This window comes from Acidocella aquatica (assembly GCF_030160635.1).
GTDB classification, from domain to species: domain Bacteria; phylum Pseudomonadota; class Alphaproteobacteria; order Acetobacterales; family Acetobacteraceae; genus Acidocella; species Acidocella aquatica.
This window is the reverse complement of record NZ_BSOS01000006.1, coordinates 110330-134054: the sequence shown is the minus strand read 5'-3', so window position 1 is coordinate 134054 and position 23725 is coordinate 110330. Positions and strand designations below refer to the sequence as shown.

Annotated in this window: 22 protein-coding genes; 7 read left to right on the top strand and 15 right to left on the bottom strand. The window is 64.1% G+C overall.

The window, feature by feature from the left end; translation table 11 throughout:
* Positions 1-16: 16 nt before the first annotated feature.
* Genes hpnI through dxs form a run of 3 tightly spaced genes read right to left on the bottom strand, consistent with a single transcriptional unit; the run spans position 17 to position 3733 of the window.
* Positions 17-1144, bottom strand: coding sequence for a bacteriohopanetetrol glucosamine biosynthesis glycosyltransferase HpnI (gene hpnI, locus QQJ84_RS02045; protein ID WP_284256260.1), 1128 nt, complete (start codon positions 1142-1144; stop codon positions 17-19).
* 1 nt (position 1145) lies between these two features.
* Positions 1146-1784, bottom strand: a complete 639-nt coding sequence (locus QQJ84_RS02040; RefSeq protein WP_284256259.1) for an ABC transporter substrate-binding protein — start codon at positions 1782-1784, stop codon at positions 1146-1148.
* A 17-nt stretch (positions 1785-1801) separates the two neighbouring features.
* Entirely contained in the window at positions 1802-3733 is a 1932-nt protein-coding gene (gene dxs, locus QQJ84_RS02035; RefSeq protein WP_284256258.1) for a 1-deoxy-D-xylulose-5-phosphate synthase, read from the bottom strand.
* 312 nt (positions 3734-4045) lie between these two features.
* Between dxs and ispH the strand changes: the two genes are divergently transcribed.
* The 3 genes from ispH to QQJ84_RS02020 are packed head-to-tail and all read left to right on the top strand — an operon-like array spanning position 4046 to position 6783.
* On the top strand, positions 4046-4999 hold the full coding sequence (gene ispH / locus QQJ84_RS02030) for a 4-hydroxy-3-methylbut-2-enyl diphosphate reductase (protein WP_284256257.1): 954 nt from the start codon (positions 4046-4048) through the stop codon (positions 4997-4999).
* A gap of 12 nt (positions 5000-5011) precedes the next feature.
* Positions 5012-6160, top strand: coding sequence for an adenosyl-hopene transferase HpnH (gene hpnH / locus QQJ84_RS02025; protein ID WP_284256256.1), 1149 nt, complete (start codon positions 5012-5014; stop codon positions 6158-6160).
* Between the two features lie 14 nt (positions 6161-6174).
* Complete coding sequence (locus tag QQJ84_RS02020; protein ID WP_284256255.1) at positions 6175-6783, top strand: DNA-3-methyladenine glycosylase family protein; 609 nt, start codon at positions 6175-6177, stop codon at positions 6781-6783.
* Positions 6784-6828: 45 nt separating this feature from the next.
* Here the strand turns inward: QQJ84_RS02020 and fusA are convergent, their stop codons facing one another.
* The 7 genes from fusA to argC all read right to left on the bottom strand — a co-directional run bounded on the left by fusA (position 6829) and on the right by argC (position 14776).
* A complete protein-coding gene (gene fusA, locus QQJ84_RS02015) occupies positions 6829-8910 on the bottom strand; it encodes an elongation factor G (RefSeq protein WP_284256254.1) in 2082 nt (693 codons plus the stop codon).
* Between the two features lie 142 nt (positions 8911-9052).
* Entirely contained in the window at positions 9053-9838 is a 786-nt protein-coding gene (locus QQJ84_RS02010; RefSeq protein WP_284256253.1) for an EipB family protein, read from the bottom strand.
* 30 nt (positions 9839-9868) lie between these two features.
* The gene (uvrB, locus tag QQJ84_RS02005; protein WP_284256252.1) at positions 9869-12040 is read right to left on the bottom strand and encodes an excinuclease ABC subunit UvrB; all 2172 of its coding nucleotides are present in this window, start codon (positions 12038-12040) and stop codon (positions 9869-9871) included.
* A gap of 67 nt (positions 12041-12107) precedes the next feature.
* Positions 12108-12569 carry a phasin family protein gene (locus QQJ84_RS02000; protein ID WP_284256251.1) on the bottom strand — a complete coding sequence of 154 codons (462 nt, stop codon included), beginning with the start codon at positions 12567-12569 and terminating at the stop codon, positions 12108-12110.
* Positions 12570-12617: 48 nt separating this feature from the next.
* On the bottom strand, positions 12618-13238 hold the full coding sequence (locus QQJ84_RS01995) for a TetR family transcriptional regulator (protein ID WP_284256250.1): 621 nt from the start codon (positions 13236-13238) through the stop codon (positions 12618-12620).
* A gap of 72 nt (positions 13239-13310) precedes the next feature.
* Positions 13311-13871, bottom strand: coding sequence for a gamma carbonic anhydrase family protein (locus QQJ84_RS01990; protein ID WP_284256249.1), 561 nt, complete (start codon positions 13869-13871; stop codon positions 13311-13313).
* Positions 13871-14776: an N-acetyl-gamma-glutamyl-phosphate reductase gene (argC, locus tag QQJ84_RS01985; protein WP_284256248.1), complete on the bottom strand. Its 906-nt coding sequence runs from the start codon at positions 14774-14776 to the stop codon at positions 13871-13873. Before argC ends, QQJ84_RS01990 begins: the two co-directional genes overlap by 1 nt.
* A 68-nt stretch (positions 14777-14844) precedes the next feature.
* On the opposite strand from argC, the gene secB reads away from it, so the two are divergent.
* Positions 14845-15354 carry a protein-export chaperone SecB gene (gene secB, locus QQJ84_RS01980; RefSeq protein WP_284256247.1) on the top strand — a complete coding sequence of 170 codons (510 nt, stop codon included), beginning with the start codon at positions 14845-14847 and terminating at the stop codon, positions 15352-15354.
* 62 nt (positions 15355-15416) lie between these two features.
* Here secB and QQJ84_RS01975 read toward each other — a convergent pair whose 3' ends face one another.
* A complete protein-coding gene (locus tag QQJ84_RS01975) occupies positions 15417-16031 on the bottom strand; it encodes a TlpA family protein disulfide reductase (RefSeq protein ID WP_284256246.1) in 615 nt (204 codons plus the stop codon).
* Between QQJ84_RS01975 and argH the strand changes: the two genes are divergently transcribed.
* From argH to lysA, 3 genes are read left to right on the top strand one after another with little or no spacing between them, the layout of a single operon-like run.
* On the top strand, positions 15985-17427 hold the full coding sequence (argH, locus tag QQJ84_RS01970; RefSeq protein ID WP_408861669.1) for an argininosuccinate lyase: 1443 nt from the start codon (positions 15985-15987) through the stop codon (positions 17425-17427). The two genes, QQJ84_RS01975 and argH, sit on opposite strands and share 47 nt — an antisense overlap.
* Positions 17424-17549, top strand: a complete 126-nt coding sequence (gene lptM / locus QQJ84_RS01965) for an LPS translocon maturation chaperone LptM (RefSeq protein WP_284256243.1) — start codon at positions 17424-17426, stop codon at positions 17547-17549. Before argH ends, lptM begins: the two co-directional genes overlap by 4 nt.
* A 2-nt stretch (positions 17550-17551) precedes the next feature.
* Positions 17552-18862 carry a diaminopimelate decarboxylase gene (gene lysA, locus QQJ84_RS01960; RefSeq protein ID WP_284256242.1) on the top strand — a complete coding sequence of 437 codons (1311 nt, stop codon included), beginning with the start codon at positions 17552-17554 and terminating at the stop codon, positions 18860-18862.
* An 11-nt stretch (positions 18863-18873) separates the two neighbouring features.
* Here the strand turns inward: lysA and QQJ84_RS01955 are convergent, their stop codons facing one another.
* The 4 genes from QQJ84_RS01955 to QQJ84_RS01940 are packed head-to-tail and all read right to left on the bottom strand — an operon-like array spanning position 18874 to position 23692.
* On the bottom strand, positions 18874-19431 hold the full coding sequence (locus QQJ84_RS01955) for a DUF3035 domain-containing protein (protein WP_284256241.1): 558 nt from the start codon (positions 19429-19431) through the stop codon (positions 18874-18876).
* 9 nt (positions 19432-19440) lie between these two features.
* Entirely contained in the window at positions 19441-19929 is a 489-nt protein-coding gene (gene lspA, locus QQJ84_RS01950) for a signal peptidase II (RefSeq protein WP_284256240.1), read from the bottom strand.
* Positions 19926-22745, bottom strand: a complete 2820-nt coding sequence (ileS, locus tag QQJ84_RS01945) for an isoleucine--tRNA ligase (RefSeq protein ID WP_408861664.1) — start codon at positions 22743-22745, stop codon at positions 19926-19928. Before ileS ends, lspA begins: the two co-directional genes overlap by 4 nt.
* On the bottom strand, positions 22742-23692 hold the full coding sequence (locus QQJ84_RS01940; protein WP_284256238.1) for a bifunctional riboflavin kinase/FAD synthetase: 951 nt from the start codon (positions 23690-23692) through the stop codon (positions 22742-22744). The genes ileS and QQJ84_RS01940 overlap by 4 nt, the downstream gene beginning before the upstream one ends.
* Between the last annotated feature and the right edge of the window lie 33 nt (positions 23693-23725).

Below are 23725 nucleotides of genomic sequence, written 5' to 3'. Positions count from 1 at the left end.
GTTCACTCTTCTCTTTTCAATTCAGCGGTACTTTGCCGGCATCAGCTTGCATTATCTGGCCGCGCCAGTGGACTTTGTCACCTGTAAAACTGGCAACATAAATAACGAAGGAACAAAAATCCCGCACCAGGAAAAGCCACGCATCGCCGGCTTTGGCAAGCCCGAGGGCGGTATCTATGGCGCGCGCCGCCGCATAGCGGATGCTCAGCACGGCCAGGAACAATATCCAGGCCCAGCCCGCCCCGCCGGAAAACACCAGGGCGAGCAGCGCCCAGAACAACGATATCTGCAGCACCGAGGCGGCGTAAGGCAGCGGCACCAGGGCGCGGATGGTGCGCGCCCAGCGCAGCTCATGGCGGAAGAGCACGGCGAAATCATGCTCGGGGACAGTGGTGGCGGGGATCACCTGCGCCAGGGTGAGCTTGTAGCCCCGCGCCACCACGAGCCGGCCCAGCACCTGGTCATCGGCCAGATTATCGGCCACCGCGGCCAGCCCGCCAACCTGCGCCAGCACGGTTTTGGTGAGCGCCATGGTCACGCCCAGGCAATCCTGACGGCCGAGCTTGCGGGCCAGCAGGGCGCCCGGAAGAAAGGTATAGTTGATCTGATTGGCGCCCATCAGCGTCGCCAGATGCGGCGTGCCCGGCAGGCCGGTGTAGAGGGTTGTCACCAGCCCCACGCCCGGCTCAGCCATCGCCGCGACCACGCGGTTGAGAAAATAGGGCGGCACATGGATATCGGCATCCGACATCACCAGCGTCTCGTACCTGGCTTCGGGGTACATGTTGATGAGGTTGGAAACCTTGCGGTTGGAGCCGTGCAGGGTGTCATCCACCACCACGGCGACATCGCGCGCGGGGTAACGGGCGCAGAGTATCTGCACGATCTGCAGCACCGGGTCAGCCGGATTTTGCACGCCGAACACCAGCTGGAACTGGGGATATTCGATGAGAAAGAAGGACTCCAGCGCCAGCTCTGTCAGCGGTTCGACCCCGCAGAGCGGCTTGAGGATGGAGACGGGCGGATAGGCCGCGGGCACCGGCGCCGGGGCTGCGCGGAAGCGGCGGATCAACTCCGTGCCGATGAGCAGCTGCGCCACGCCGATGAGCGCGCAGAGCCCGGCAATCCCGGCAAGAATGTGCAAATTATGGGCCGCTGGGGGTGAGCGCGCCACCGGAGAGCGTGGTGATCTTGCCCTGCAGCGCCGCGATCAGCTTCGAGGCGTCGCCGCCGCTCACCAGCGCGCTGAAGTCTGAGGCATGCACGGCGACCTGGCTGATGGTGCCGTTGAGCAGCACATCGGTGATCTGCCAGCCGGAAGGGCCTTGGGCAACGACATAATCAATCTCGGTCGGCGCGGTGCCGTCGGCGGGAACGATCTGGGTTTCCACGATCTTGTTCGCGCCCAGGGATTTTTCAGTGGGCAGCAGAACGAACTTGGCGCCCTCGCCCTTGAACTGGCTGACGTAGCTGGCCACGGTGAATTGCTCAAACAGCGCCGCCAGCTGCTTCTGTTGCGCCGCCGGCAGGGTGGCCCAGGAGAAGCCAACGGAATTTTGCGTGACCAGGGGCAGGTTGTAGGTCTGCTTCACCACCGGGTCCAGCGCCGCATAGCGGGCGGCGAAACTCTGCCCGGCGCTGCCCGCCTTCATGGTAGCCAGCAACCCGGCGTCCAAGGCGCTCACCGGCGCGGATTCCGGGGTCGCGGCCGGAGCGGCGGCCATCGCGGCCAGCGGGACGCCAAGCGCGAAAACCAGCCCGGCGGTACGAAAAAAATGTTTCATCGGGCTGTTATCGCTGTTCACTGTGCCGGAATTGCGACCAGATCGTGGTGTGCATCCGCACCAAGCGCCGCAATTGCGTGCGCCACGATATCCGCCGTGGTCAGCCCCGCGTCGATCAGCTGCGCCGCCGGGGTGTTGTGGTCGATCAACCGGTCGGGCAGCGTCATCGGGCGGAATTTCAGCCCCGAGTCGAACACGCCGTTCCAGGCGAGGTGATGCCCGACGGCGGCGCTGAAGCCACCGGCGGCGCCGTCCTCAATGGTGATGAGCACCTCATGGTGGCGGGCGAGCTGGTTCACCAGATCGGTATCCAGCGGCTTCATGAAGCGGGCATCGGCGACCGTGGTGGGGAAACCGCGCGCGGTCAGCTCATCGGCGGCGCGCAGGGCGTCGGCCAGGCGTGGACCAAGGGCGAGGATGGCGACCTTGCCGCCCTCGCGCACAATCCGGCCCTTGCCGATCTCCCAAGGCGTGCCGCGCGCGGGCAGGGCGACGCCGAGCCCCTCGCCGCGCGGATAGCGGAAGGCGGAGGGGCGATCGTCGATCGCGGCGGCGGTGGCGACGGCGTGCATCAGCTCGGCTTCATCAGAGGGCGCCATGATGATCATGCGCGGCATCGGCCCGAGGAAGCAGAGATCATAAACACCCGCATGGGTCGCGCCATCGGCACCGACCATGCCGGCGCGGTCCATCGCGAAGCGCACCGGGAGTGATTGCAGCACCACGTCATGCACCAGCTGGTCGTAGCCGCGCTGCAGGAAGGTGGAATAGATCGCGCAGAAGGGCGCCATGCCCTCGGTCGCCATGCCGGCGGCGAAGGTGACGGCGTGCTGCTCGGCGATGCCGACATCGAACATGCGGCCGGGGAATTTGGCCTCGAACTTGTCCAGCCCGGTGCCGGGGGGCATGGCGGCGGTGATGGCGACGATGTTGGGGTTGACCTCGGCCTCGGCGATCAGCGCCTTGGCGAACACGTTGGTGTAGCTCGGCGGGCCGGGAGGGGCCTTGCTCTGCTCGCCGGTGACGACGTTGAACTTGGAGACACCGTGGTATTTGTCCGCCGCCGCCTCGGCCGGGGCGTAGCCCTTGCCCTTTTTCGTGACGACATGCAGCAGCACCGGCTCGTGGCTGTCTGAATCGCGGATGTTGCGCAGCACGGGAAGCAGATGGTCAAGGTTATGGCCGTCCACCGGGCCGACGTAATAGAAGCCCAGCTCCTCGAACAAGGTGCCGCCAGTGAGGATGCCGCGGGCGTATTCCTCGGCGCGGCGGGCGGTACGCTCCAGCGTGCGGGGGAAATGCTTCGCCATTTTCGCGGCAAAGTCGCGCAAGCTCATGAAACTACGGGAAGAAATCAGCTTGGAGAGATACGCGCTCATGGCGCCGACCGGCGGGGCGATCGACATGTCGTTGTCGTTGAGGATGACGATGAGGCGCGATTTCATGGCCCCGGCGTTGTTCATCGCCTCATAGGCCATGCCGGCACTCATCGAGCCGTCGCCGATGACGGCGATGACGTTGCGCGGGTCGGCTTCGTTTTTCAGGTCACGCGCCACGGCCATGCCAAGCCCGGCGGAGATGGAGGTCGAGGAATGGGCGGCCCCGAAGGGATCGTATTCGCTCTCGGAGCGGCGGGTGAAGCCGGAAAGCCCGCCCGGCTGGCGCAGGGTGCGGATACGGTCGCGCCGGCCGGTGAGGATTTTATGCGGGTAGGTCTGGTGGCCGACATCCCAGATCAGGCGGTCCCGCGGGGTCTCGAACACCGCGTGGATGGCGACGGTGAGTTCCACCACGCCGAGCGAAGAGCCCAAATGCCCGCCGGTGACGGAAACCGTGTCGATGGTCTCGGCGCGCAGCTCATCGGCCAGCTGTTTGAGCTGCTCGGCGGAAAGGTTGCGCATGTCGGAGGGGATTTTCACCCGGTCCAGAAGCGGTGTGCGCGGCGGCATCAGATCAATCCTCCGGTACGCCGCGCCAGTGTCATCCGCATTATCCTCTTTATCCTTCACTCAAACCAAATAACCAAAACCTGTGTCAGCAGAAGCACAGCACCCGGTTCACCGTTCATTTACTGCCACATAAGGGACACGCAACCGAATTGCCAGCGCCCCTTAACCCCCCGCAGCCCAGATTTGTTGACCGGCGGAAGAGCAGGTATGAATGATCTCCTTACACTGCTGCTTGCGGAATTGGCAGGCAATGACCTAATGCACCTATCAGAAAGATGAACAGCGTGACAGACCGGCAACAGGATTCTTAAGATGGACGGCTTAAACTCCCCCAAATCGATGCGTGTGATACTGGCGCAGCCCCGCGGCTTCTGCGCCGGGGTGGAGCGCGCGATCGACATCGTGGAACGCGCGCTGATAAAATTCGGCCCGCCGATCTATGTGCGCCATGAAATTGTGCATAACCGCCATGTGGTCGAGGATCTGCGGGCGCGCGGCGCCGTGTTCGTGGATGAGCTGGACGAGGTGCCCGAGGGCGCCATGACCGTGTTCTCCGCCCACGGCGTGGCCCGGAAGGTGGAAAATGCGGCCAAAACCCGTGCGTTGCCGGTGATTGACGCCACCTGCCCGCTGGTCGCCAAGGTGCATGCCGAGGGCCGCCGCTACGCCGGGCAGGGCCGCGAGATTGTGTTGATCGGCCACGCGGGACACGCCGAGGTTGAGGGTACGATCGGCCAGATCGACGGCACCGTGTATCTGGTGCAGACCGTGGACGATGCCGCCGCGCTGCAGGTGCAAACCCCCGAAAAACTATCGTACATCACCCAGACCACCCTCTCGGTGGATGATACACGCGGGATCATCGCGGCTTTGAAGGCACGCTTCCCCGCCATTGTGGGGCCGGATGTGCGCGATATCTGTTATGCCACTCAGAACCGCCAGGAGGCGGTGCATCATCTGGCGGAGCTGGTTGACCTGATCCTCGTGGTGGGCAGCAAAAATTCCTCCAACTCCAAGCGCCTGCAGGAGATCGGCGCGGAATTGGGGCGGCCGAGCTATCTCATCGACGATGCTTCGCATCTGCAGGCGGCGTGGTTCGAAGGGATCCGCAGAGTCGGCCTAACCGCTGGCGCCTCGGCGCCGGAGGTGCTGGTGCAGGGCGTGCTCGAGGGGTTGCGCCAGTTTGGCCAGTTGGAGATTGAGCTGCTGGCGGGTACGCCGGAAGATGTGAAATTCAAATTACCGGCCGAAGTGGCCGAAGTCTAAGGACAGCAAAACATGGTCCCCTTAAGTCAGGCCCTTAAAGTTGGCGCCTATGTGGTGAAGCAGCATATCACCGGCGTGAAACGCTACCCGATGGTGCTGATGCTGGAGCCGCTGTTCCGCTGCAACCTGGCGTGCGCCGGGTGCGGGAAGATCGATTATCCGGCGGATATTCTCAACCAGCGGATTTCGGTGGCGGATGCCATTGAGGCGGCGCGCGAGTGTCCGGCGCCGATTATCGCCATCGCCGGCGGCGAGCCGCTGCTGCACAAGGAGATGCCGCAGATCGTGGAGGCCTATCTGAAGATGGGCAAATACGTGATTCTCTGCACCAATGCGCTGTTGCTGGAGAAGAAGATCGACCAGTACAAGCCGCACAAAAACTTCTGCTGGGACATTCATCTGGATGGCGACAAGCAGATGCATGACAAATCCGTGGACCAGGACGGTGTTTATGAGCGCGCGGTTGAGGCGATCCAGCTCTCCAAGGCCAAGGGGTTCCGCACCAGCATCAACTGCACGCTGTTCGAGGGCGCTGACCCGGACCGGGTTGCCGCGTTCCTCGATACCGTGGCGGATATGGACATTGAGGGCGTGATGACCTCGCCGGGCTATGCCTATGAGCGCGCGCCGGACCAGGAGCACTTCCTCAACCGCACCCGCACCAAGGAGCTGTTCCGGGCCATCTTCAAGCGCGGCGTCGAGAGCAAGAAGCGCGGCAAAAAATGGAAATTCACCCAGAGCCCGCTGTTTCTGGACTTTTTGGCCGGAAACCAGAGCTATGCCTGCACCCCCTGGGGCAACCCGACGCGCAACGTGTTCGGCTGGCAGCGCCCCTGCTATTTGCTGGGCGAAGGCTATGCCAAGACCTACAAGGAGCTGATGGACAGCACCGACTGGGATAAATACGGCGTCGGCAATTACGAAAAATGCTCCGATTGCATGGTGCATTCCGGCTTCGAGGCCACCGCGGTGATGGATTCGGTGAAAAAACCCTGGAAGCTGGCGGCGCTGGCGATCAAGGGCATGAAACTGGACGGCGCGATGGCGCAGGACATTCCGCTGGACAAGGCGCGCAAGGCTGAGTTCGTGTTCTCCAAGCATGTGGAGACGAAAATGGCCGAGATCGACGCGAAAAAGGCGGCGCGAGTCGCGGCCGAGTAAGGTTTGGGTGGGCGATGAGGAAAGCCATCGCCCACCTGACGGCTGCCGACCCGGTGCTGGGGGCGCATATTGCCCGCATCGGGCAGATTAAACGTACCCCGCCGGAATTCACCGAACCCTACCCTGCCCTGCTGTCCGCCGTGGCGCACCAGCAGCTCCACGCCCGCGCCGCCGCCGCCATTCTCGGGCGATTGAAGGCGTTAAGCGATGGCGCCCTGCCCTCCCCCGCGGCCATGCTGGCCCTGCCCGAGGAAGCCCTGCGCGGCTGCGGATTCTCCGCGAGCAAAATGGCGGCGCTGCGCGACATTGCCGCCAAGGCCGCCGGCGGCACCATCCCCTCGCGTGCCCGCGCGCTGCGCCTGACCGATTCCGAGCTGATCGAACGGCTCACGGCGATTCGGGGCGTGGGGCAATGGACTGTTGAAATGCTGCTGATTTTCACGCTGCGCCGGCCGGATGTTTTGCCGGTGGATGATTTTGGCGTGCGCGAGGGTTTTAGGCGCCTGCATGGGCTGGCTGCGCAGCCAAAGCCGAAGGAGTTGGCGCGGCTTGGTGAGGTTTGGGCGCCGTATCGCTCAACAGCCGCGCTATATTTGTGGCGGGCGGCGGATTTACCCAAATAAAAAACGGCGCCCGAAGGCGCCGTTTTCAGTCTCGGAAGCTCGCGCTTACGCGCTCTTCGCCATGATCTCGTCCGCGATATTGCGCGGCACGGGGTCGTAGTGATGGAACTGCATGGTGAAGGACGCGCGGCCCTTGGTCATGGAGCGCAGGTGCGAGATGTAGCCGAACATTTCCTTCAACGGCACATGCGCGCGCACGATGATGGTGGAGCCCGAGGACTCCTGGTTCTGGATCATGCCGCGGCGGCGGTTCAAGTCGCCCACCACGTCGCCCACATGGTCCTGCGGGGTGGTGATTTCGACGTCCATGATCGGCTCGAGGATGATCGGGCTGGCCTTTTTCATACCTTCGCGGAAGCAGGCCTTGGCGGCGATTTCGAAGGCGAGAGCCGACGAGTCGACGTCATGGTACTTGCCGTCGATCAGCGTGTATTTGAAGTCAACCGTGGGGAAGCCCGCGAGCACGCCGGTGTCGGCCTGGTTGCGAATGCCTTTTTCGACGGCCGGGATGTATTCCTTCGGCACGGTGCCGCCAACGACCTTGTTCTCGAAGACCACGCCTTCGTTACGCTCCAGCGGCTCGAAGATGATCTTCACTTCGGCGTACTGGCCTGAACCACCCGACTGCTTCTTGTGGGTGTAGGTTTCGGTGTGCGCCTTGGAGATCGTCTCACGGTAGGCCACCTGCGGCGCGCCGATGTTCGCGTCCACGCCGTATTCGCGGCGCAGGCGGTCAATGATGATTTCCAGATGCAGTTCGCCCATACCGGAGAGGATGGTCTGGCCGGTTTCCTGGTCGGTCTTCAGGCGCAGGCTCGGGTCTTCACCCGCCAGCTTCTGCAGGCCGAGGGTCATTTTCTCGACGCCTTCCTTGGTCTTCGGCTCGACGGAAATGTCGATAACCGGAACCGGGAACGCCATGCGCTCCAGCACCACCGGGTCCTCGGCGGCGGCCAGGGTGTCACCGGTGCCGGTGTCTTTCAGGCCGACGAAGGCGGCGATGTCACCGGCGTGCACTTCCTTGATTTCCGCGCGCTTGTCGGCGTGCATCTGGAACATGCGGCCGATACGCTCGCGGTGGCCCTTGGTGGTGTTCATCACCGTGTCGGAGGATTTCAACGTGCCGGCATAGACGCGCACGAAGGTGAGCGTACCGTATTTGTCGTTGATGATCTTGAACGCGAGGCCGGCGAACGGGGCGCTGGGGTCGGCCTTGATGCGGCGCGCGTTGGGGTCGTCTTCCTGGCCCTCTTCGGGGGCAACGCGGATGCCGGGCACGTCAACCGGGCTCGGCAGGTAGTCAAGCACTGCGTCGAGCAGGGGCTGCACGCCCTTGTTCTTGAAGGCGGTGCCGCACAGCACGGGGCGGAAGGCGCCGGTGATGGTGCCGGCCTTGATGCAGCGCTTCAGGGTCTCGATGGAGACATCGCCCTTGTCGAAATACTCTTCCATCGCCGCGGTATCGACCGAGAGGGCGGTGTCGAGCAGGAGCTGGCGGTATTCGTCAGCCTGCGCCTTGAGGTTCTCGGGGATCGGCTCGTCATGGAATTTCGCGCCCAGATCGCCGCCTTCCCAGATAATGGCTTTCATCTCGACCAGATCGACAACGCCAAGGAACCCGTCCTCAATGCCGATGGGAAGCTGTAGGGGTAGCGCGATAATGTCCAGCTTTTCCTTCAACGTGTTGAAGGCGCGGAAGAAATCGGCGCCGGTGCGGTCCAGCTTGTTGATGAAGATGATGCGCGGCACGTTGTAACGGTCAGCCAGGCGCCAGTTGGTCTCGGACTGCGGCTGCACGCCGGCCACGCCCTCGATGATGAAAATGGCGCCGTCGAGCACGCGCAGCGAACGGTTGACTTCAATGTTGAAGTCAATATGGCCGGGGGTGTCGATGATGTTGATGCGGTGGTCTTTCCACTCGCAGGTCACGGCGGCGGAGGTGATGGTGATGCCGCGCTCACGCTCCTGGTCCATGTAATCGGTCGTGGTGTTGCCATCATGGACTTCACCGATTTTGTGCGACACGCCGGTGTAGTGCAAAATCCGCTCGGTTGTGGTGGTTTTGCCCGCGTCAATATGCGCGGTGATCCCGATATTGCGGATCTTGCCAAGGTCGAAATCAGCCATCAAAGCCTCCACGGGCGAGGAAAAAACAAAAGGGTACGGCGCCACTCATCGAGTAGCGCGCGCTGCCCGGCTTTTGCGGCAGCGCGGCCGGTTTGGCAAGCCCGTTACCTGCATGGCGCGCCCTATATTATAAGAGCCAGGGTTATTTTGCGCCGCAGGGCGAGGGCGGGATGCTCAGATGCGTCAATTTGGCGGCCATGACGAAATCGCCAAAGTCCAGGGCCATGTTGCCGGCCACGCCATCGTCGAAATAGCGCATCTGGTTGCGGAAATCAGGGTTTTCGTCGTCATTTTTGCGCTCGTAGAAGGCGATGTCGACATCTGAGCTGGGGAGGGCGGCCAGCGCCGGGTAGGTGTTGGGCATGGGGCCGTGGTGGCCCAGAATGGCGACGAAGGTGGCCTGGGCGCCGTCAGCGGTGGTGCCGTCGAACAGGGTGGGCGAGATGAATTTTTCCCCCGCCGCACCGGCCGCCAGCAGCGCCTCGGTATGGGCAATGGGGAAGAGCGTGCCCGGCGGCATCCGCAGCGTGGTATTGGCAGGCGTGGTGTAGGCGATGATGCCCGAGCCGTCCGCCGCGGTGTGGGTGGCGGTTCCGGCATCGTCGATCTGCTCCTTGCCGTCATTATCGCTCTCACGCAGGGTGAAGGTCAGGGTTTTGCCGTCCTTGCTCTCCCAGGTGATATAATCGGTGACTGATTTGGTCAGCGTGCCATCCACGCCGCGCAGCAGCAGGGTCATGTGCTGGGTGGTGGCCCAGCCGGTGCAGCCGTCCGCCACATCGAAGCTCAGCTGCCCGGTGGCGCCGGTGATGTCATGCGTGCGGACCTTGGAGAGGCTGAGGGTGTAGAGCGCGTGCTGGCCCGTGAGGCCGGCAGCATCGGCCAGACCAGGGGTGAGCAGGCAGAGGAGCGCGAGGGGAAGTTTCATGGGCGTATAATGACTTGTCCTCGTGGGGCGTCAAACACGTTTGCGCCCCTTGCCCTTACGCAGCGCCGGGTCGTAACCGCCACCGCCCGGCCCCATCGGCACCGGACCGCGGTTTTTTTGCGGGCGGGGAGTTGGCGGCGGCGGGGCGATGCCCAGGACCAGGGCTTCCAGGCGCTTGATCTCGTCGCGCAGGCGGGCGGCTTCCTCAAACTCCAGATCGCCGGCGGCCTTACGCATGCGGGTCTCCAGCGTGGCGATGGTCGCACCCAGGTCTTTGCCGACGAATTCATCGAGGCTGGAGTCCTTAAGCGGCGAGACGGTGACGTAATCCTGCTCGAACACCGAGTGGATGACCTCGCCGATGTTTTTGCGGATGCTCTGCGGGGTGATGCCGTGCGCGGCGTTCCAGGCTGTCTGCTTGGTACGGCGGCGGGCGGTTTCGTCCAGCGCCTGTTTCAGGCTGCGGGTCATCACATCGGCGTAGAGGATCACGCGGCCATCCACATTGCGCGCGGCGCGGCCGATGGTCTGCACCAGCGAGGTGACGGAGCGCAGAAAACCTTCCTTGTCGGCGTCAAGAATGGCGACCAGCATGCATTCGGGAATATCCAGCCCCTCGCGGAGCAGATTGATGCCAACCAGAACATCGTAGGCGCCAAGCCGCAGGTCGCGGATGATCTCGATGCGCTCCAGCGTGTCGATATCAGAGTGCAGGTAGCGCACGCGCACGCCCTGTTCGGTGAGGTATTCGGTGAGGTCCTCGGCCATGCGCTTGGTCAGGGTGGTGACCAGCACGCGCCCGCCCAGGGCCGCGACTTTTTTGCATTCACCGAGCAGATCATCGACCTGATGCTCGACAGGGCGGATTTCCGTCACCGGATCAACCAGGCCGGTGGGGCGGATAATCTGTTCGGCGAACACGCCCTGCGTGCGGTCCAGCTCCCATGGCCCCGGCGTGGCGGAGACGAAGACGGACTGCGGGCGGAATTTTTCCCATTCCTCGAATTTGAGCGGGCGGTTGTCCATGCAGCTGGGCAGGCGGAAGCCGTAATCGGCCAGGGTGGATTTGCGCGAGAAATCGCCTTTGAACATGCCGCCGATCTGCGGCACGGTGACGTGGGATTCATCGACCACCAGCAATGCATTGTCAGGGAGATATTCGAACAAGGTCGGCGGCGGCTCGCCGGCGTTGCGGCCGGAGAGGTAGCGCGAGTAGTTCTCGATACCCTTGCAGGCGCCGGTGGTTTCCATCATTTCAATGTCAAACGTGGTGCGCTGTTGCAGGCGTTCGGCTTCCAGCAGTTTGCCGTCCGCGACGAACTCATCCAGCCGGTCCTTCAACTCGCGCTTGATGCGGGTGATGGCCTGGGTGAGTGTGGGGCGCGGGGTGACGTAGTGGCTGTTGGCGTAGATGCTGATGGTTTCCAGCAGCGCGGTCTGCTCGCCGGTCAGCGGGTCGAACTCCGAGATCTTCTCGATCTCGTCGCCGAATAACGTGACCCGCCAGGCGCGGTCCTCGTATTGGCTGGGAAAAATGTCCACCACCTCGCCGCGCAGGCGGAACGAGCCGCGGGCGAAGGCGACATCGTTGCGGCGGTATTGCAGGTCAACCAGGGCCTTGGCCAGTGTATCGCGGTCTATGCTGCCGCCGGTCTCGAGCCGCACCACCATCTTGGAATAGGTCTCGACCGAGCCGATGCCGTAGATGCAGGAAACAGATGCAACAATCACCACGTCCGAGCGTTCCAGCAGCGCCTGGGTGGCGGCGTGGCGCATGCGGTCGATCGTCTCGTTGATGGCGGAGTCTTTTTCGATATAGGTGTCCGAGCGGGGGACGTAGGCTTCCGGCTGGTAATAATCGTAATACGAGACGAAATACTCCACCGCATTGTCGGGGAAGAAGGACTTCATTTCCGCGTAAAGTTGCGCCGCCAGGGTTTTGTTGGGCGCCAGCACCAAAGTCGGGCGCTGGATGCGCTCGATCACCTTGGCCATGGTGAAGGTTTTGCCCGAACCGGTGACGCCAAGCAGAACCTGGTCGCGCTCGCCCTCCACAATGCCCGCCACCAACTGCTCGATGGCGGCTGGCTGGTCGCCGCTGGGCTCGAATTCGGAAACCACGCGCAGCGGCTTCAGCGGCGCGCGCGGCGAGGGCTTCTCAGGGATGAAAGTGACCGGAGCGGTGGAGGAAAAGGCGGACATGGCGCAGTATATGGCCCGCGCGCCAGGCAATGGAAGGGGCGGCGGCGGGCGCCGCCCCGCGGCGAACCTACTTCTTGAACAGTGCCTTCATTTCGGTCATCGCCTCGGAAAAGCGATGGTTGAGCTTCTCCATCGCCTCGGAATTGGCCTTCTGGATCAGATCGCCCAGCTCACGGGTGTTGGAAACCGCGTTTTCATAAGCCTGCTTGAGCATGTCCGCCTGCTTGGCGGCACGCGCCGCCGGGGCGTCGCTCACCGAGATATCCTTCAAGGTCTCGGTCAGGCCGCTCATGGTGGACTGCATGATTTCCATATGCCGGCGGGCGACGGCCTGGGCCCCCTCCAGCGCGACGCGGTTAGCTTCCGACAATGCCTCCAGATTACGCTTATGCGCGGCCAGAACGGCTTCCATATCGGGCATCGCGGGTGTCTTCATGTCCTTGAACAGCTTGGTGAAATCAAGGTCTTTCATCGCGGAAGGCAAGGTGAAGGCGGATTCCGGGGTTTTGGGAGTCGGTTTTTCGGCCATGGATCATATCCTTTTCACGTGGGCGGTTGGCCGGACCCCCGGCCTGCCTCAGGCTACCTCAGATGGCGCCTCGGGGGAAGGCAAATCCACGGCGGGCGCTACCTTGGGCGGCGGAGAAAACCGCGCCGCCAGGGCATCGGCCTTGGTCAGCGCCTCGTCCACCGCCGCCATGGTCGCGGCCAGATCCGGGCTGTCATCGCGCAACCAGGCCCGCACGCCATAGCCCCACACCAGCGCGAGGCCGCGCTTGCGCACCTCGCCACGGGCACCAGTGGCGCAGACCCCCGCTGCTTCCAGCAGCCAGCCCATGGAATCCACCGTGGCATGCGCCAGACAGACCGCCAGCGGCGGCGCAAGCGGCAGAAACTTCAGCAGGGCCACCACACCGCCGCGATGCATCTGCAAAAAATCGAACCGGCGCAACATCGTATCAAATAACCGGTCGCGCACCAAACCCTCTGTCAGCGCGCCCTGCAGCGCATAACAATCCGCCAGGGTGCCAAATTTGCGCAAAATATCGCCGCACCCGGAAAAACGCGCCCGCGCCTCGCCCAGATCAAGCCCCGCGCGCAACGCCGCCGCCGCTGGGGAAACCTTGCGCCAGCCTGCCTCCGCGCCCAAGGCAAACGCCGCCGTTACCAAGGCCTGGTCAAAATCTGTTTCAGTCATAACCGGGAATGTAGAAGTGCCAGGGCAGGTTGCCAATGGTTGATTAAGTAAAACAAGGGCGTCTGGCCTTGTTTAGCCCGCTTCAGTCAGCCCGCTCCGGAACATCTCCGCAAGCCCCAGGTAATGGGGCACGGTTTCGTCCCAGCCGGCGCGTTCGGCATCGCTCATCACGCGCGAAAGTTTGGCGGGGCTGCCGATCCAGAGTTCCTGGGGGCCGATGCGTTTGCCGGGGCCGAGCAGGCCGCGCGCACCCAGGAGGCCGGCCTCCTCGACCACCGCGCCGTCGAGCACGGTGGCGCCCATGCCGATGAAGGCGCGGTGGCGCAACTTGCAGGCATGGATGATGGCGCTGTGGCCGATGGTCACGTCCTCACCGATATCGGTGAAGAATTCGCCGTGGTCGACATGGATGACCGTGCCGTCCTGGATGTTGCTGCGGGCGCCGACGATGATGGGGTTGGTGTCAGCCCGGAGCACACAGTTGAACCAGATATTGGCGCCGGGGCCGACGCGCACGTCGCCGATCAGCACGGCGGTGGGGGCGATCCAGGCCGTGGGGTGGATCGTGGGGGCGGCGCCGTTAAGGGCGTAGAGCAGCCCGGAGGGTTTGGCGGCGATGTGGGAGTCGGGCATCAGATATCTCCGAGCATGAGTTTGAGGTTCTGCACGGCGGCACCGGAGGCGCCTTTGCCGAGGTTGTCGAGCCGGGCGATGAGCACGGCATGGTCAAAGGCGCCGTTGGCGCAGACGAAGATTTCGAGCTGGTTGGTATCGTTCAGGGCGTCGGGTTCCAGCGTTCCGCCGTAAATTCCGGGGTGGGTGATGATATCGGGCGCATGGTCGTAATGCTCGCGGTAGGCCTCAGAGATTTCATACGGGGTGGGGCTGCCTGGAAGCTGGTCCAGAAAGAGGGGGATACACACCAGCATGCCCTGCGCGAAATGCCCGACCGAGGGAACAAACAGCGGGCGGCGGGAGAGGCCGGAGAGCACCATGATCTCTGGGATGTGTTTATGCGCGAGACCCAGGCCGTAAAGCTCGAACGCGGGGCCGTTAGTGGCCTCGTGCGAGGCGATCATCACCTTGCCGCCGCCTGAATAACCGGAGACGGCGTTGATGCTGAGGTGCTGGCCGTGCGGCAGCATCCCCGCCTGGATGAGCGGGTGCAGCAGCGCGATGGCGCCGGTGGCGTAGCAGCCGGGGTTGGCAACACGGGTGGCGGCGGCGATTTTGCCGGGTTGGGCGGCATCCAGCTCCGCAAAGCCGTATACCCAGCCAGGGGCGATCCGGTGGGCGGTGCTGGCGTCCAGGATTCGCGCGCCGGGCGGCGCCAGTTCCACAGCCTCGCGCGCCGCGTCATCGGGCAGGCACAGCACGGTGACGTCCGCGCTGGCCATGGCCTCGGCGCGGGCCTTCGGCTCCTTGCGGTGGGCCTCCTCCAAGGTAATCAGCTCAATGCCGGGCATGCCGCGCAGGCGTTGCGCGATGCCCAGACCTGTGGTGCCGGCTTGTCCGTCGATAAAAATACGTGCGCTCATAACCCTCTCTTATCATGGCGTTGCCGCTGTGCTAGGCGGGCGCGTACTAATAACAGGAAACTTTACGCATGTCAGAAACCGCTCCCCCGGCCCAGCCGCAGCCGCCTCTCGCCCTTAATATCCAGTACACGAAGGATCTGTCCTTCGAGGTGCCGAACGCCCCGGCGATTTACACCCAGCTGCGCGCGGCACCGGCCGTGAACATCACCCTCGATGTTCAGGTCAAACGCATTCAGGAAGACCAGAGCGTGTTCGAGGTTGCGCTGGCAATCCGCGCCGAGGGCACCATTCCGCCGGTTACCAACGGCGCCACCGAGGAGAAGCCGGTGGTCGTGTTCATTGCCGACCTCGTGTATGCCGGCGTGTTCACGCTGCATGAGATCCCGGAGAACCAGCAGGAGCCGGTTCTGCTGGTGGAATGCCCGCGCCTGCTGTTCCCCTTCGCCCGCAATATCCTGGCCGATGTCACCCGTGACGGCAGCTTCCCCCCGGTGCTGCTCGGGCCGATCGACTTCGTCGGGCTGTGGCAGTCGCGCCGCGCCCAGGCCGCCGCCGCGGCACCCATCGCGAACGCTTAATCCGCCTCGAAACACGGTTCATGAACGGCGTGCCTCAGGGCGCGCCGTTTTTGTTTGCGCGCCTATGCGGGGACGAAAATTTTCTTCGCGGCTGGGGGCTTGCCCCGCAGGCCGTGCATGAATTCCACCACCGCGCCGGTGTTCCAGTTCGCGGCACCATCAAGCCGCGCCACCATCTGGCCTGCGGCGTTGATGACGATGGTGACAGGAATGCCGTCAGTGTTGAGCACATTCATGTTATCGCCGTTCGGGTCGAGCAGGATGGGCAGATCCGTGATGCCGTGGCTGGTATAGAACGGCGCCACCGCGGCGGCGCCTTCCAGGTCTATCGATATGGGCAAAATCAACGCATCGCTGGCTTTGAGCCTGGGCGCCAGGCTGGCGAAACTGGGCAGCTCCGCGACGCACGGGCCGCACCAGGTGGCCCACAGGTTCACCAGCAGCGGGTGCCCGGCGTAATCCGCCAGCGTTAGGCGTTTGCCCTTGGCGCTGGTGAAAACCATCGGGGGCGCGATGACGGGGGCCATCCGGGTCATCACCTCCGCGGCGTCCGGCAGGTCCGATTCCGCAATTTGGGCCGCGGAAAATTTGCCCCAGCCCGCCGCGGCGGCTAGACCAGCGGCGGCGATGATGGATCGCCGGGACATCAACAATGGACGAACGGGTTTGACGGACAACAGCGAGACTCCAGCGACCAAGAAACTGCAATGGGGTGGCCGGTTTGGTGCCGGACCCGCGGCCGTGATGCAAGCGATTAATGTATCCATCGGGTTTGACTCCCGTTTATGGGCCGAGGACATTGCCGGCAGCCGCGCGCATGCGGCCATGCTGGGCGCGCAAAAAATTCTGACCCCCGAGGATGTTGCCGCCATTGATGCCGGGCTGGCGGACATCGCCGCCGAGATCGGGGCCGGAACATTTAAATTTTCGGACACGCTGGAGGACATTCACACCAACGTGGAAGTGCGGCTGACCGAGCGCATCGGCGAAGCGGCGCGCCGCCTGCACACCGGGCGCAGCCGTAACGACCAGGTGGCGACGGATTTCCGCCTCTGGGTACGCCGCGCAATTGATGATGTGGGCGCGCAGGTGAAGGATCTGATGCTGGCGATGGCCACACGCGCGGCGGAACATGCGGGCAGCGTGATGCCGGGCTTCACGCATCTGCAAACGGCGCAGCCGGTCACCTTCGGGCACCATCTGCTGGCCTATGTGGAGATGCTGGCGCGCGACGCCGGGCGGCTTGAGGATACCCGCCGCCGCCTCAACGAATGCCCGCTGGGCGCGGCGGCGCTGGCGGGAACCTCATTCCCGATTGACCGTTTCGCGACCGCGGCGGCGCTGGGCTTCGCGCGGCCGACCGCGAATTCGCTGGATTCGGTCTCCGACCGCGATTTCGCGCTGGAGTATCTCTCCGCGCTCTCCATTTTGGCGATGCACCTCTCGCGCTTCGCCGAGGAGATCATCATCTGGTGCTCCTCGCCCTACCGGCTGATCTCGCTCTCCGATGCCTTCACCACCGGCTCCTCGATCATGCCGCAGAAGCGCAACCCAGACGCCGCCGAGCTGACACGGGCCAAGACCGGGCGCATTTTCGGCCATCTGCTCGGGCTGCTGACCGTGATGAAGGGCCTGCCGATGGCCTATGCGAAGGACATGCAGGAGGACAAGGAGCCGGTGTTCGACGCGAGCGAGGCCATCTCGCTCTGCCTAGCCGCCACCGCCGGGATGGTGCGCGACCTGACGGCCGACACCGCGCGCATGGCCGATCTGGCGGGCTCGGGCTTCTCCACCGCGACCGACCTCGCCGACTGGCTGGTGCGGGTGCTGAAAATGCCCTTCCGCGACGCCCACCATGTGACCGGGCAGATCGTGCGGCTGGCGGAAGCCAGGGGGGTGGATATCGCGCAACTCACGCTCGAGGAGATGCGCTCAGCCGAACCGCGTATCACGGCGGAGATTTTTGATGTGCTGACCGTCGAGGCCTCAGTGGCCTCGCGCGTGAGTTATGGTGGAACGGCGCCCGCGAATGTGAGCGCGCAGGCGGCAAAATGGCTGGAACAACTTTCATGAAACGAATCACCGTGGCTTTGATGCTTTGTCTGGCGCTCACCGCTTGCGGGCGGCGGGGCGAACCATCCCCGCCCGGCCCGGCCGCGGCCGTGACCTACCCGCACGTCTACCCGGCGCAATAACCATGGCCGATGCAACGCAAGCGGCGGGTCTGCCGGAGCTTCTGGCCGCCCGCCCGGCACTTTCGATGCACGCGCGCGACGGGCTGTGTTTTGAGGGTGTGCCGCTGAACGCCATCGCGGATGCGCATGGTACACCGGTATGGGTCTACGGCGCGGGGAGCATACGCGCGCGCTACGCCGCTCTGACCACGGCGCTGGAGGCGCAAAAGCTGAACGTGCATGTGCATTACGCGGTGAAGGCCAACGACCATCTGGCCGTGCTCAACATTTTCCGGCACCTCGGCGCGGGGGCCGATGTTGTCAGCCTGGGCGAGTTTCTGCGCACCCAGCGCGCCGGAATCGCCGCGGCCGATGTGGTATATTCAGGTGTCGGCAAGGCGCCCGTTGAACTGGCTGAGGCGTTGGGCGCCGGGATCGGGCAGATCAACGTTGAGAGCGCCGAGGAGCTGGAGATGATCTCGGCCATCGCCGGGCGGATGGGCTGCACCGCGAAAGTGGTGCTGCGCATGAACCCGGATGTGGACGCTGGCACGCATGAGAAGATAACCACCGGCCTCGCCGGCAATAAATTCGGCATCGCCGCGCAGGATATTCCCGCCCTGTACGCGCGGGCGGCAAGCCTGCCGGGGGTGGAGCCGGTGGGCATCGCGCTGCACATTGGCAGCCAGATCCTCTCACCCGCCCCTTATGCCGAAGCCTACGCCAAGGCCGCCGCCATGGTGCGCGCATTGCGCACGGCCGGGCTTGCGGTCTCCGTGCTCGACCTCGGCGGCGGCCTGGGGATCGGTTATGGCGATGAGCCCGGCATGCCGCTGGCCGCCTTTGCCGCCACCGTGCGGCGCGAGGTGGGCGCGCTTGGCGTGCGGCTGTTGCTGGAGCCGGGGCGTTATCTGGTAGGCCCGGCGGGGATGCTGCTGAGCAGCGTGATCCTGGAAAAACAGGCCGGGGACAAACGCTTCATCGTGCTGGACGCGGCGATGAACGATCTGATGCGCCCCGCGCTTTACGAAGCCTGGCACGGGATTTTACCGCTGGGCGCGGCGCAGCTGCAAAATCCGGTCTCGCCGGCTGATATCGTCGGCCCGGTGTGCGAAACCGCGGATTGCTTCGCCAAGGACCGCCCGATGCCGCCGATGGCGCCGGGCGCGCGCGTGGCGATATTGGATGCGGGAGCTTACGGCGCGGTGATGAGCAGCAGCTACAACGCCCGGCCGCGCGCCGCCGCCGTGTTGGTGGATGGCGGGCATTTTCACCTCATCACACCCCGGCAGAGCATTGCGCAGCTATGGGAAGATGAGGCCGTGCCCGCCTGAACGCCGGGGTTTTAGAACGCGTTCCAGATGCTTTGAAAAAAGCCCGGCTTCACGTTTGAGTCCTGCGGGGTTGCGCCGGTTGTCGCTGGCTGGCCCAGGGCCTCGTTCTCCTGCAAGCGGCGCTGCTCGGCCCCGGCATCCACGGTCGGCGCGGGCACGGGGCCGCTGCCGGTGAGCTTGGCGACAAAACCGGGCGGCTTGCTGGCGATCAGCGCATTCTGGTTCACCTGCGCGCGGATGTCGCCGCTGGGGGCGGGGCCTGCCTGATCGAGCAGCGCCTGTTCGCCAGGGCTTTGGGTGGTTGGGGCGGAGGTCAACGCGTTGGCGGTGTCCAGCGCATCCGCGCCCTGCTGCGCCGCGTTAACCTGCTGGGGCCGCGGTTCGCCGGGGTTGGGCGGGGGCAATACGCCAAGCTCGGGCGGCAAGGAGAGCGGCGCCTGCGTGCCGACCTGGAAGGCGTCGGGCGGATTGGCTTCCAGCCCGAACGTCTTCTTCATATTGTCGCTACAGCCCGAGAGGACGATAGCGAGGGTAACGGCGCAGGCAGCGGCGGGGATTTTGATTCTCATGGCGTCTTCCTATCGCTGCGCGCCGTTTGGGGCAACTGGCGGGCGTTGAAACAAGCTTTCCAGCATCAAGGCGGCAACCCCGCAGACGATCGCGGCATCCCCCACGTTGAACACATACCAGGACCAGCCGCCGATATGCGCCTGGATGAAGTCCACCACCGCGCCGTAGTGCAAGCGATCCGCTACATTGCCGACTGCCCCGCCGGCAATGGCGCCGGCGGCTAGGCTGGTGAGCCAGTTTTTGCTCCGCCACAGCCAGACAAGCAGGCTGAGAATGACAACGCTGGCAACGGTGGCCAGCAACACTTTAGCCCCCGCGCCCGCGAACATGCCAAAGGTGATTCCGTGGTTCCAGACCAGCACAAAGTTGAGCACCGGCAGCAGCACGAGCACATGGCCATCGGTCAAATGCGCGCCATGCAGCACCCAGTATTTGCTGCCCTGGTCAGCGGTGAGCACCAGGGCGGCGAGGAACAATCCGGCGATGCGCTTGTTCACGCAACGGCCTCGCAGCAGCGGATACACAGCGTGGGGTGAGTGGCGTTATGGCCGACTTCCGGCAAAATCTTCCAGCAACGCTCGCATTTGGCGCCGGGGGCGATCACGGGAAGTTCCATGCTCTCGTCTGATTTTTGAGTTTCAGAAGAGAGTTCGACCTGAGACACGATGACGACATCCGCCCATTCCTCGGCGGACAGGCCGAACGACCATTTTTCGGGGATGCTCAATGCGATTTGCAGCGACGAGCCCACCTTCTTCTCGCGCCGCATCTGCTCGATCGCATTGGTGAAATTGGCCCGCACGGCGCGGATCTTATCCTGCCATTTTTCCGCCAGCGCGTCGTTGCGCCAGATATCCGGCACATCCGGGAACTGCGTTGTATGAACCGACGCCTCCGCGCCAAAGCGCGTGACCCAGGCCTCCTCCGCGGTGAAGGGCAATGCCGGAGCCAGCCAGGCGGTGAGGCACCGGTGCAGAATATCCAGAAAGCTGCGGCAGGCGCGGCGTTTTTCGGAATCCGGGTGGTCGCAATAGAGCGAATCCTTGCGGATATCGAAATAGAACGCCGAAAGGTCGGTGGCGCAGAAATGGTGGATGGCGGGGTATACGCCGGTCCAGTCATGGTCGCGCACGGCACCCTGGATTTTTTGGTTCAACTCCCACAGCCGGTGCAGCAGGAACTTCTCCAGCGCCGGGAATTTTGCTTCCGGCAGTTTTTCCGCCTCGGTGAAACCATCCAGCGAGCCCAGAATCCAGCGCAGCGAATTGCGCAACCGGCGATAAAGCTCCGCCTGCTGCTTGAGGATTTCCGGGCCGATGCGCAGATCCTCGGAGGTGTCGGAGTTCATCACCCACAGGCGCAGAATATCCGCGCCGTATTTGTCGTTCACCTCCTGCGGCGCGGTGACATTGCCGAGCGATTTGGACATTTTGCGCCCCTGCTCGTCGAGCACGAAGCCATCGGTCACCACCGCCTTGAACGGCGCCACGCCGCGTGTGCCCACCGATTCCAGCAACGACGCCTGGAACCAGCCGCGATGCTGGTCCGAGCCTTCGAGATAGATGTCAGCGGGGGTGGGCAGGCCGCGCGCTTCCAGCACGAAGGCGTGGGTGGAGCCGGCTTCGAACCAGACGTCGACGACATCGAACACCTGCTCGTAATCCTCGGCCTTGTACTTATCGCCCAGGAAATCCTGCGCCGGGCGGACATACCAGGCATCGGCGCTTTCGGCCGCGAAAATCTCCACGATGCGGGCCATGACCTCGGCATCGCGCAAAGGCTCGTGCGTGGTCTTGTCAACGAAGATCGCAATCGGCACGCCCCAGGCGCGCTGGCGCGAGATGCACCAGTCAGGGCGCGATTCCACCATGGAGCGGATGCGGTTGCGGCCGATCCCGGGCACGAACTGCGTGGTGTCGATGGCGGCGAGCGCCTTTTCGCGGATCTTGTCCTCGCCGTCCATGCGGATGAACCAGTTCGGCGTGGCGCGGTAGATCAGCGGCGCCTTCGAGCGCCAGCTATGCGGGTAGGAGTGCATGAACTCCGCCCGGTGCAGCAGCGCCCCGGCCGCCTGCAAGGCGTTGCAGACGGGATCAGCCGCTTTGTAAACGTGCAGTCCCGCGAACAACGGCACTGAGGGGTAATAGGTGCCGTCACCCGCCACCGTGTCCGGCACTGCGATGTTATGCGCGCGGCAGAGGAAAAAATCGTCCTCGCCGTGGCCGGGGGCCATGTGGACGATGCCGGTGCCCGCCTCCATGGTCACAAACTCGCCCAGCATCAGCGGCACGGTGAAATCATACCCCGCATCGGCCTTGTGCAGCGGGTGTTTGAACAATTGGCCTTCGAGATCGCGCCCCTGGAACTTGCGCAGCACGCTATGCGCGGTGATGCCGGTTTTTGCCGCGAAATCCTCCAGCAGGCCTTCGGAGACGATGAACTTTTCGCCCGCCACGGCGGCGCTGCCGTCGGCGAGAGCGTCCACCCGCAGCAGCACATAATCAAGCTCATGCCCCACCGCCAGGCCACGGTTACCGGGAATGGTCCAAGGCGTCGTGGTCCAGATGACGATGGCGCAGCCAAGCAGATCAGCCACCTCGGCCGGGGCGCCGCGCGCGATCGTGTCCGCGATGGGGAAGCGGACATAGATCGCGGTATCTTTTTTGTCATAATACTCAACCTCGGCCTCGGCCAGGGCGGTTTTTTCCACCGGGCTCCACATCACCGGGCGCAGGCCGCGATAGAGCGCGCCGTTGAGCAGGAATTTGCCGATTTCGCCCGCGATGCACGCCTCGGACTTAAAATCCATGGTGGCGTAGCGGTTCACCCAGTCCCCGGCGACGCCGAGGCGCTTGAACTCCGCCGCCTGCACATCCAGCCAGTGCTGCGCGTATTCGCGGCACTCGCGGCGGAATTCCAGCACCGGCACCTGGTCCTTATCCAGCTTTTTGGCGCGGTATTTCTCCTCGACCTTCCATTCAATCGGCAGGCCGTGGCAGTCCCACCCGGGGATGTAGTTGGCATCCCGCCCGGACATCTGCTGCGCGCGGTTGATGACATCCTTGTGAATCTTGTTCAGCGCATGGCCGATGTGCAGATTGCCGTTGGCATAGGGAGGGCCGTCATGCAGGATGAACGGTGCGCGCCCCTCCCCGGCTTCGCGCAGTTTCTCCCACAGGCGCATCTCCTCCCAGCGGCGCAGCATCTCCGGCTCGCGGGTTGGCAGCTCCCCGCGCATCGGAAATTCCGTGCGTGGCAGAAATACGGTGGCTTTATAGTCGGGCTTTGCTTCGCTCATGGGGGCTTCGGTCATGGGGTGAGGGGTTTGGCCGGATTTTGATCCCTGTCAAGCATGGCCAGGGCCTGCAGCGCATCCTGGGCGATTTGCGCCTTCAATACCTCGAAGCTGGGGAATTTTTGTTCCTCGCGTAAAAAATGATGCAGCGCCACACTCAGCTCCTCGCCGTAGAGGTTGGCCGCGAAGTCGAACAAATGCACCTCCAGCCGCGATTCCAACCCGCCCACGGTGGGGCGCTGGCCGATATTGGCAACCCCGTTGACCTCCGCCCCGTCCGGCAGCCGCACGGTCACGGCATATACGCCGCGCGCGGGCTCCAGATGGCGGCCAAGCGGAATGTTGGCGGTGGGGAAGCCGATGGTGCGGCCACGCGCATCGCCATGCATCACCTCGCCGCGAATCGTAAAGGGGCGGCCGAGCAGCAGCGCGGCGCGCTCGGGGTAGCCATCCTGCAGCAGGCGGCGGATGCGGCTGGACGAGATCAGCCCCTGCGTGTCACTCACGGGGGGCACGATGCTCAGGCCCATGCCAAAAACCTCCGCCTGGCGGGCCAGCAGCGCCACATCGCCGCCGCGCCGGTGACCGAAGGCAAAATCTCCGCCGCAGGCCAAATGCAGCGCCCCTACCCCCTCATGCAGCACCTCCTGGCAGAATTGCTCGGCGGTGAGGTGGGAGAATTCCGCGTTGAATGGCAGCTCGTAGAGCATCTCCACACCCAGCGCGGCCAGGGCACTGGCACGCTCGCTCGACAATGTGAGGCGGAACGGCGGGTCCTGCGGGCGGAAAAACTCGCGCGGATGCGGCTCGAAGGTTAGCACCGCCAGCGGCGCGCCGGGTCTGGCCGCATGGGCGGCGCGCAGCACCGTGACATGGCCCAGATGCACGCCGTCAAAATTACCCAGGGCCACACAGGCCCCTTTTGCGGAGGCGGGCAGGCCCCGCCAGTCTTTGAAAATCTTCATGACCCTGCAAAAGCCCCAACGCTTGGCCAATGG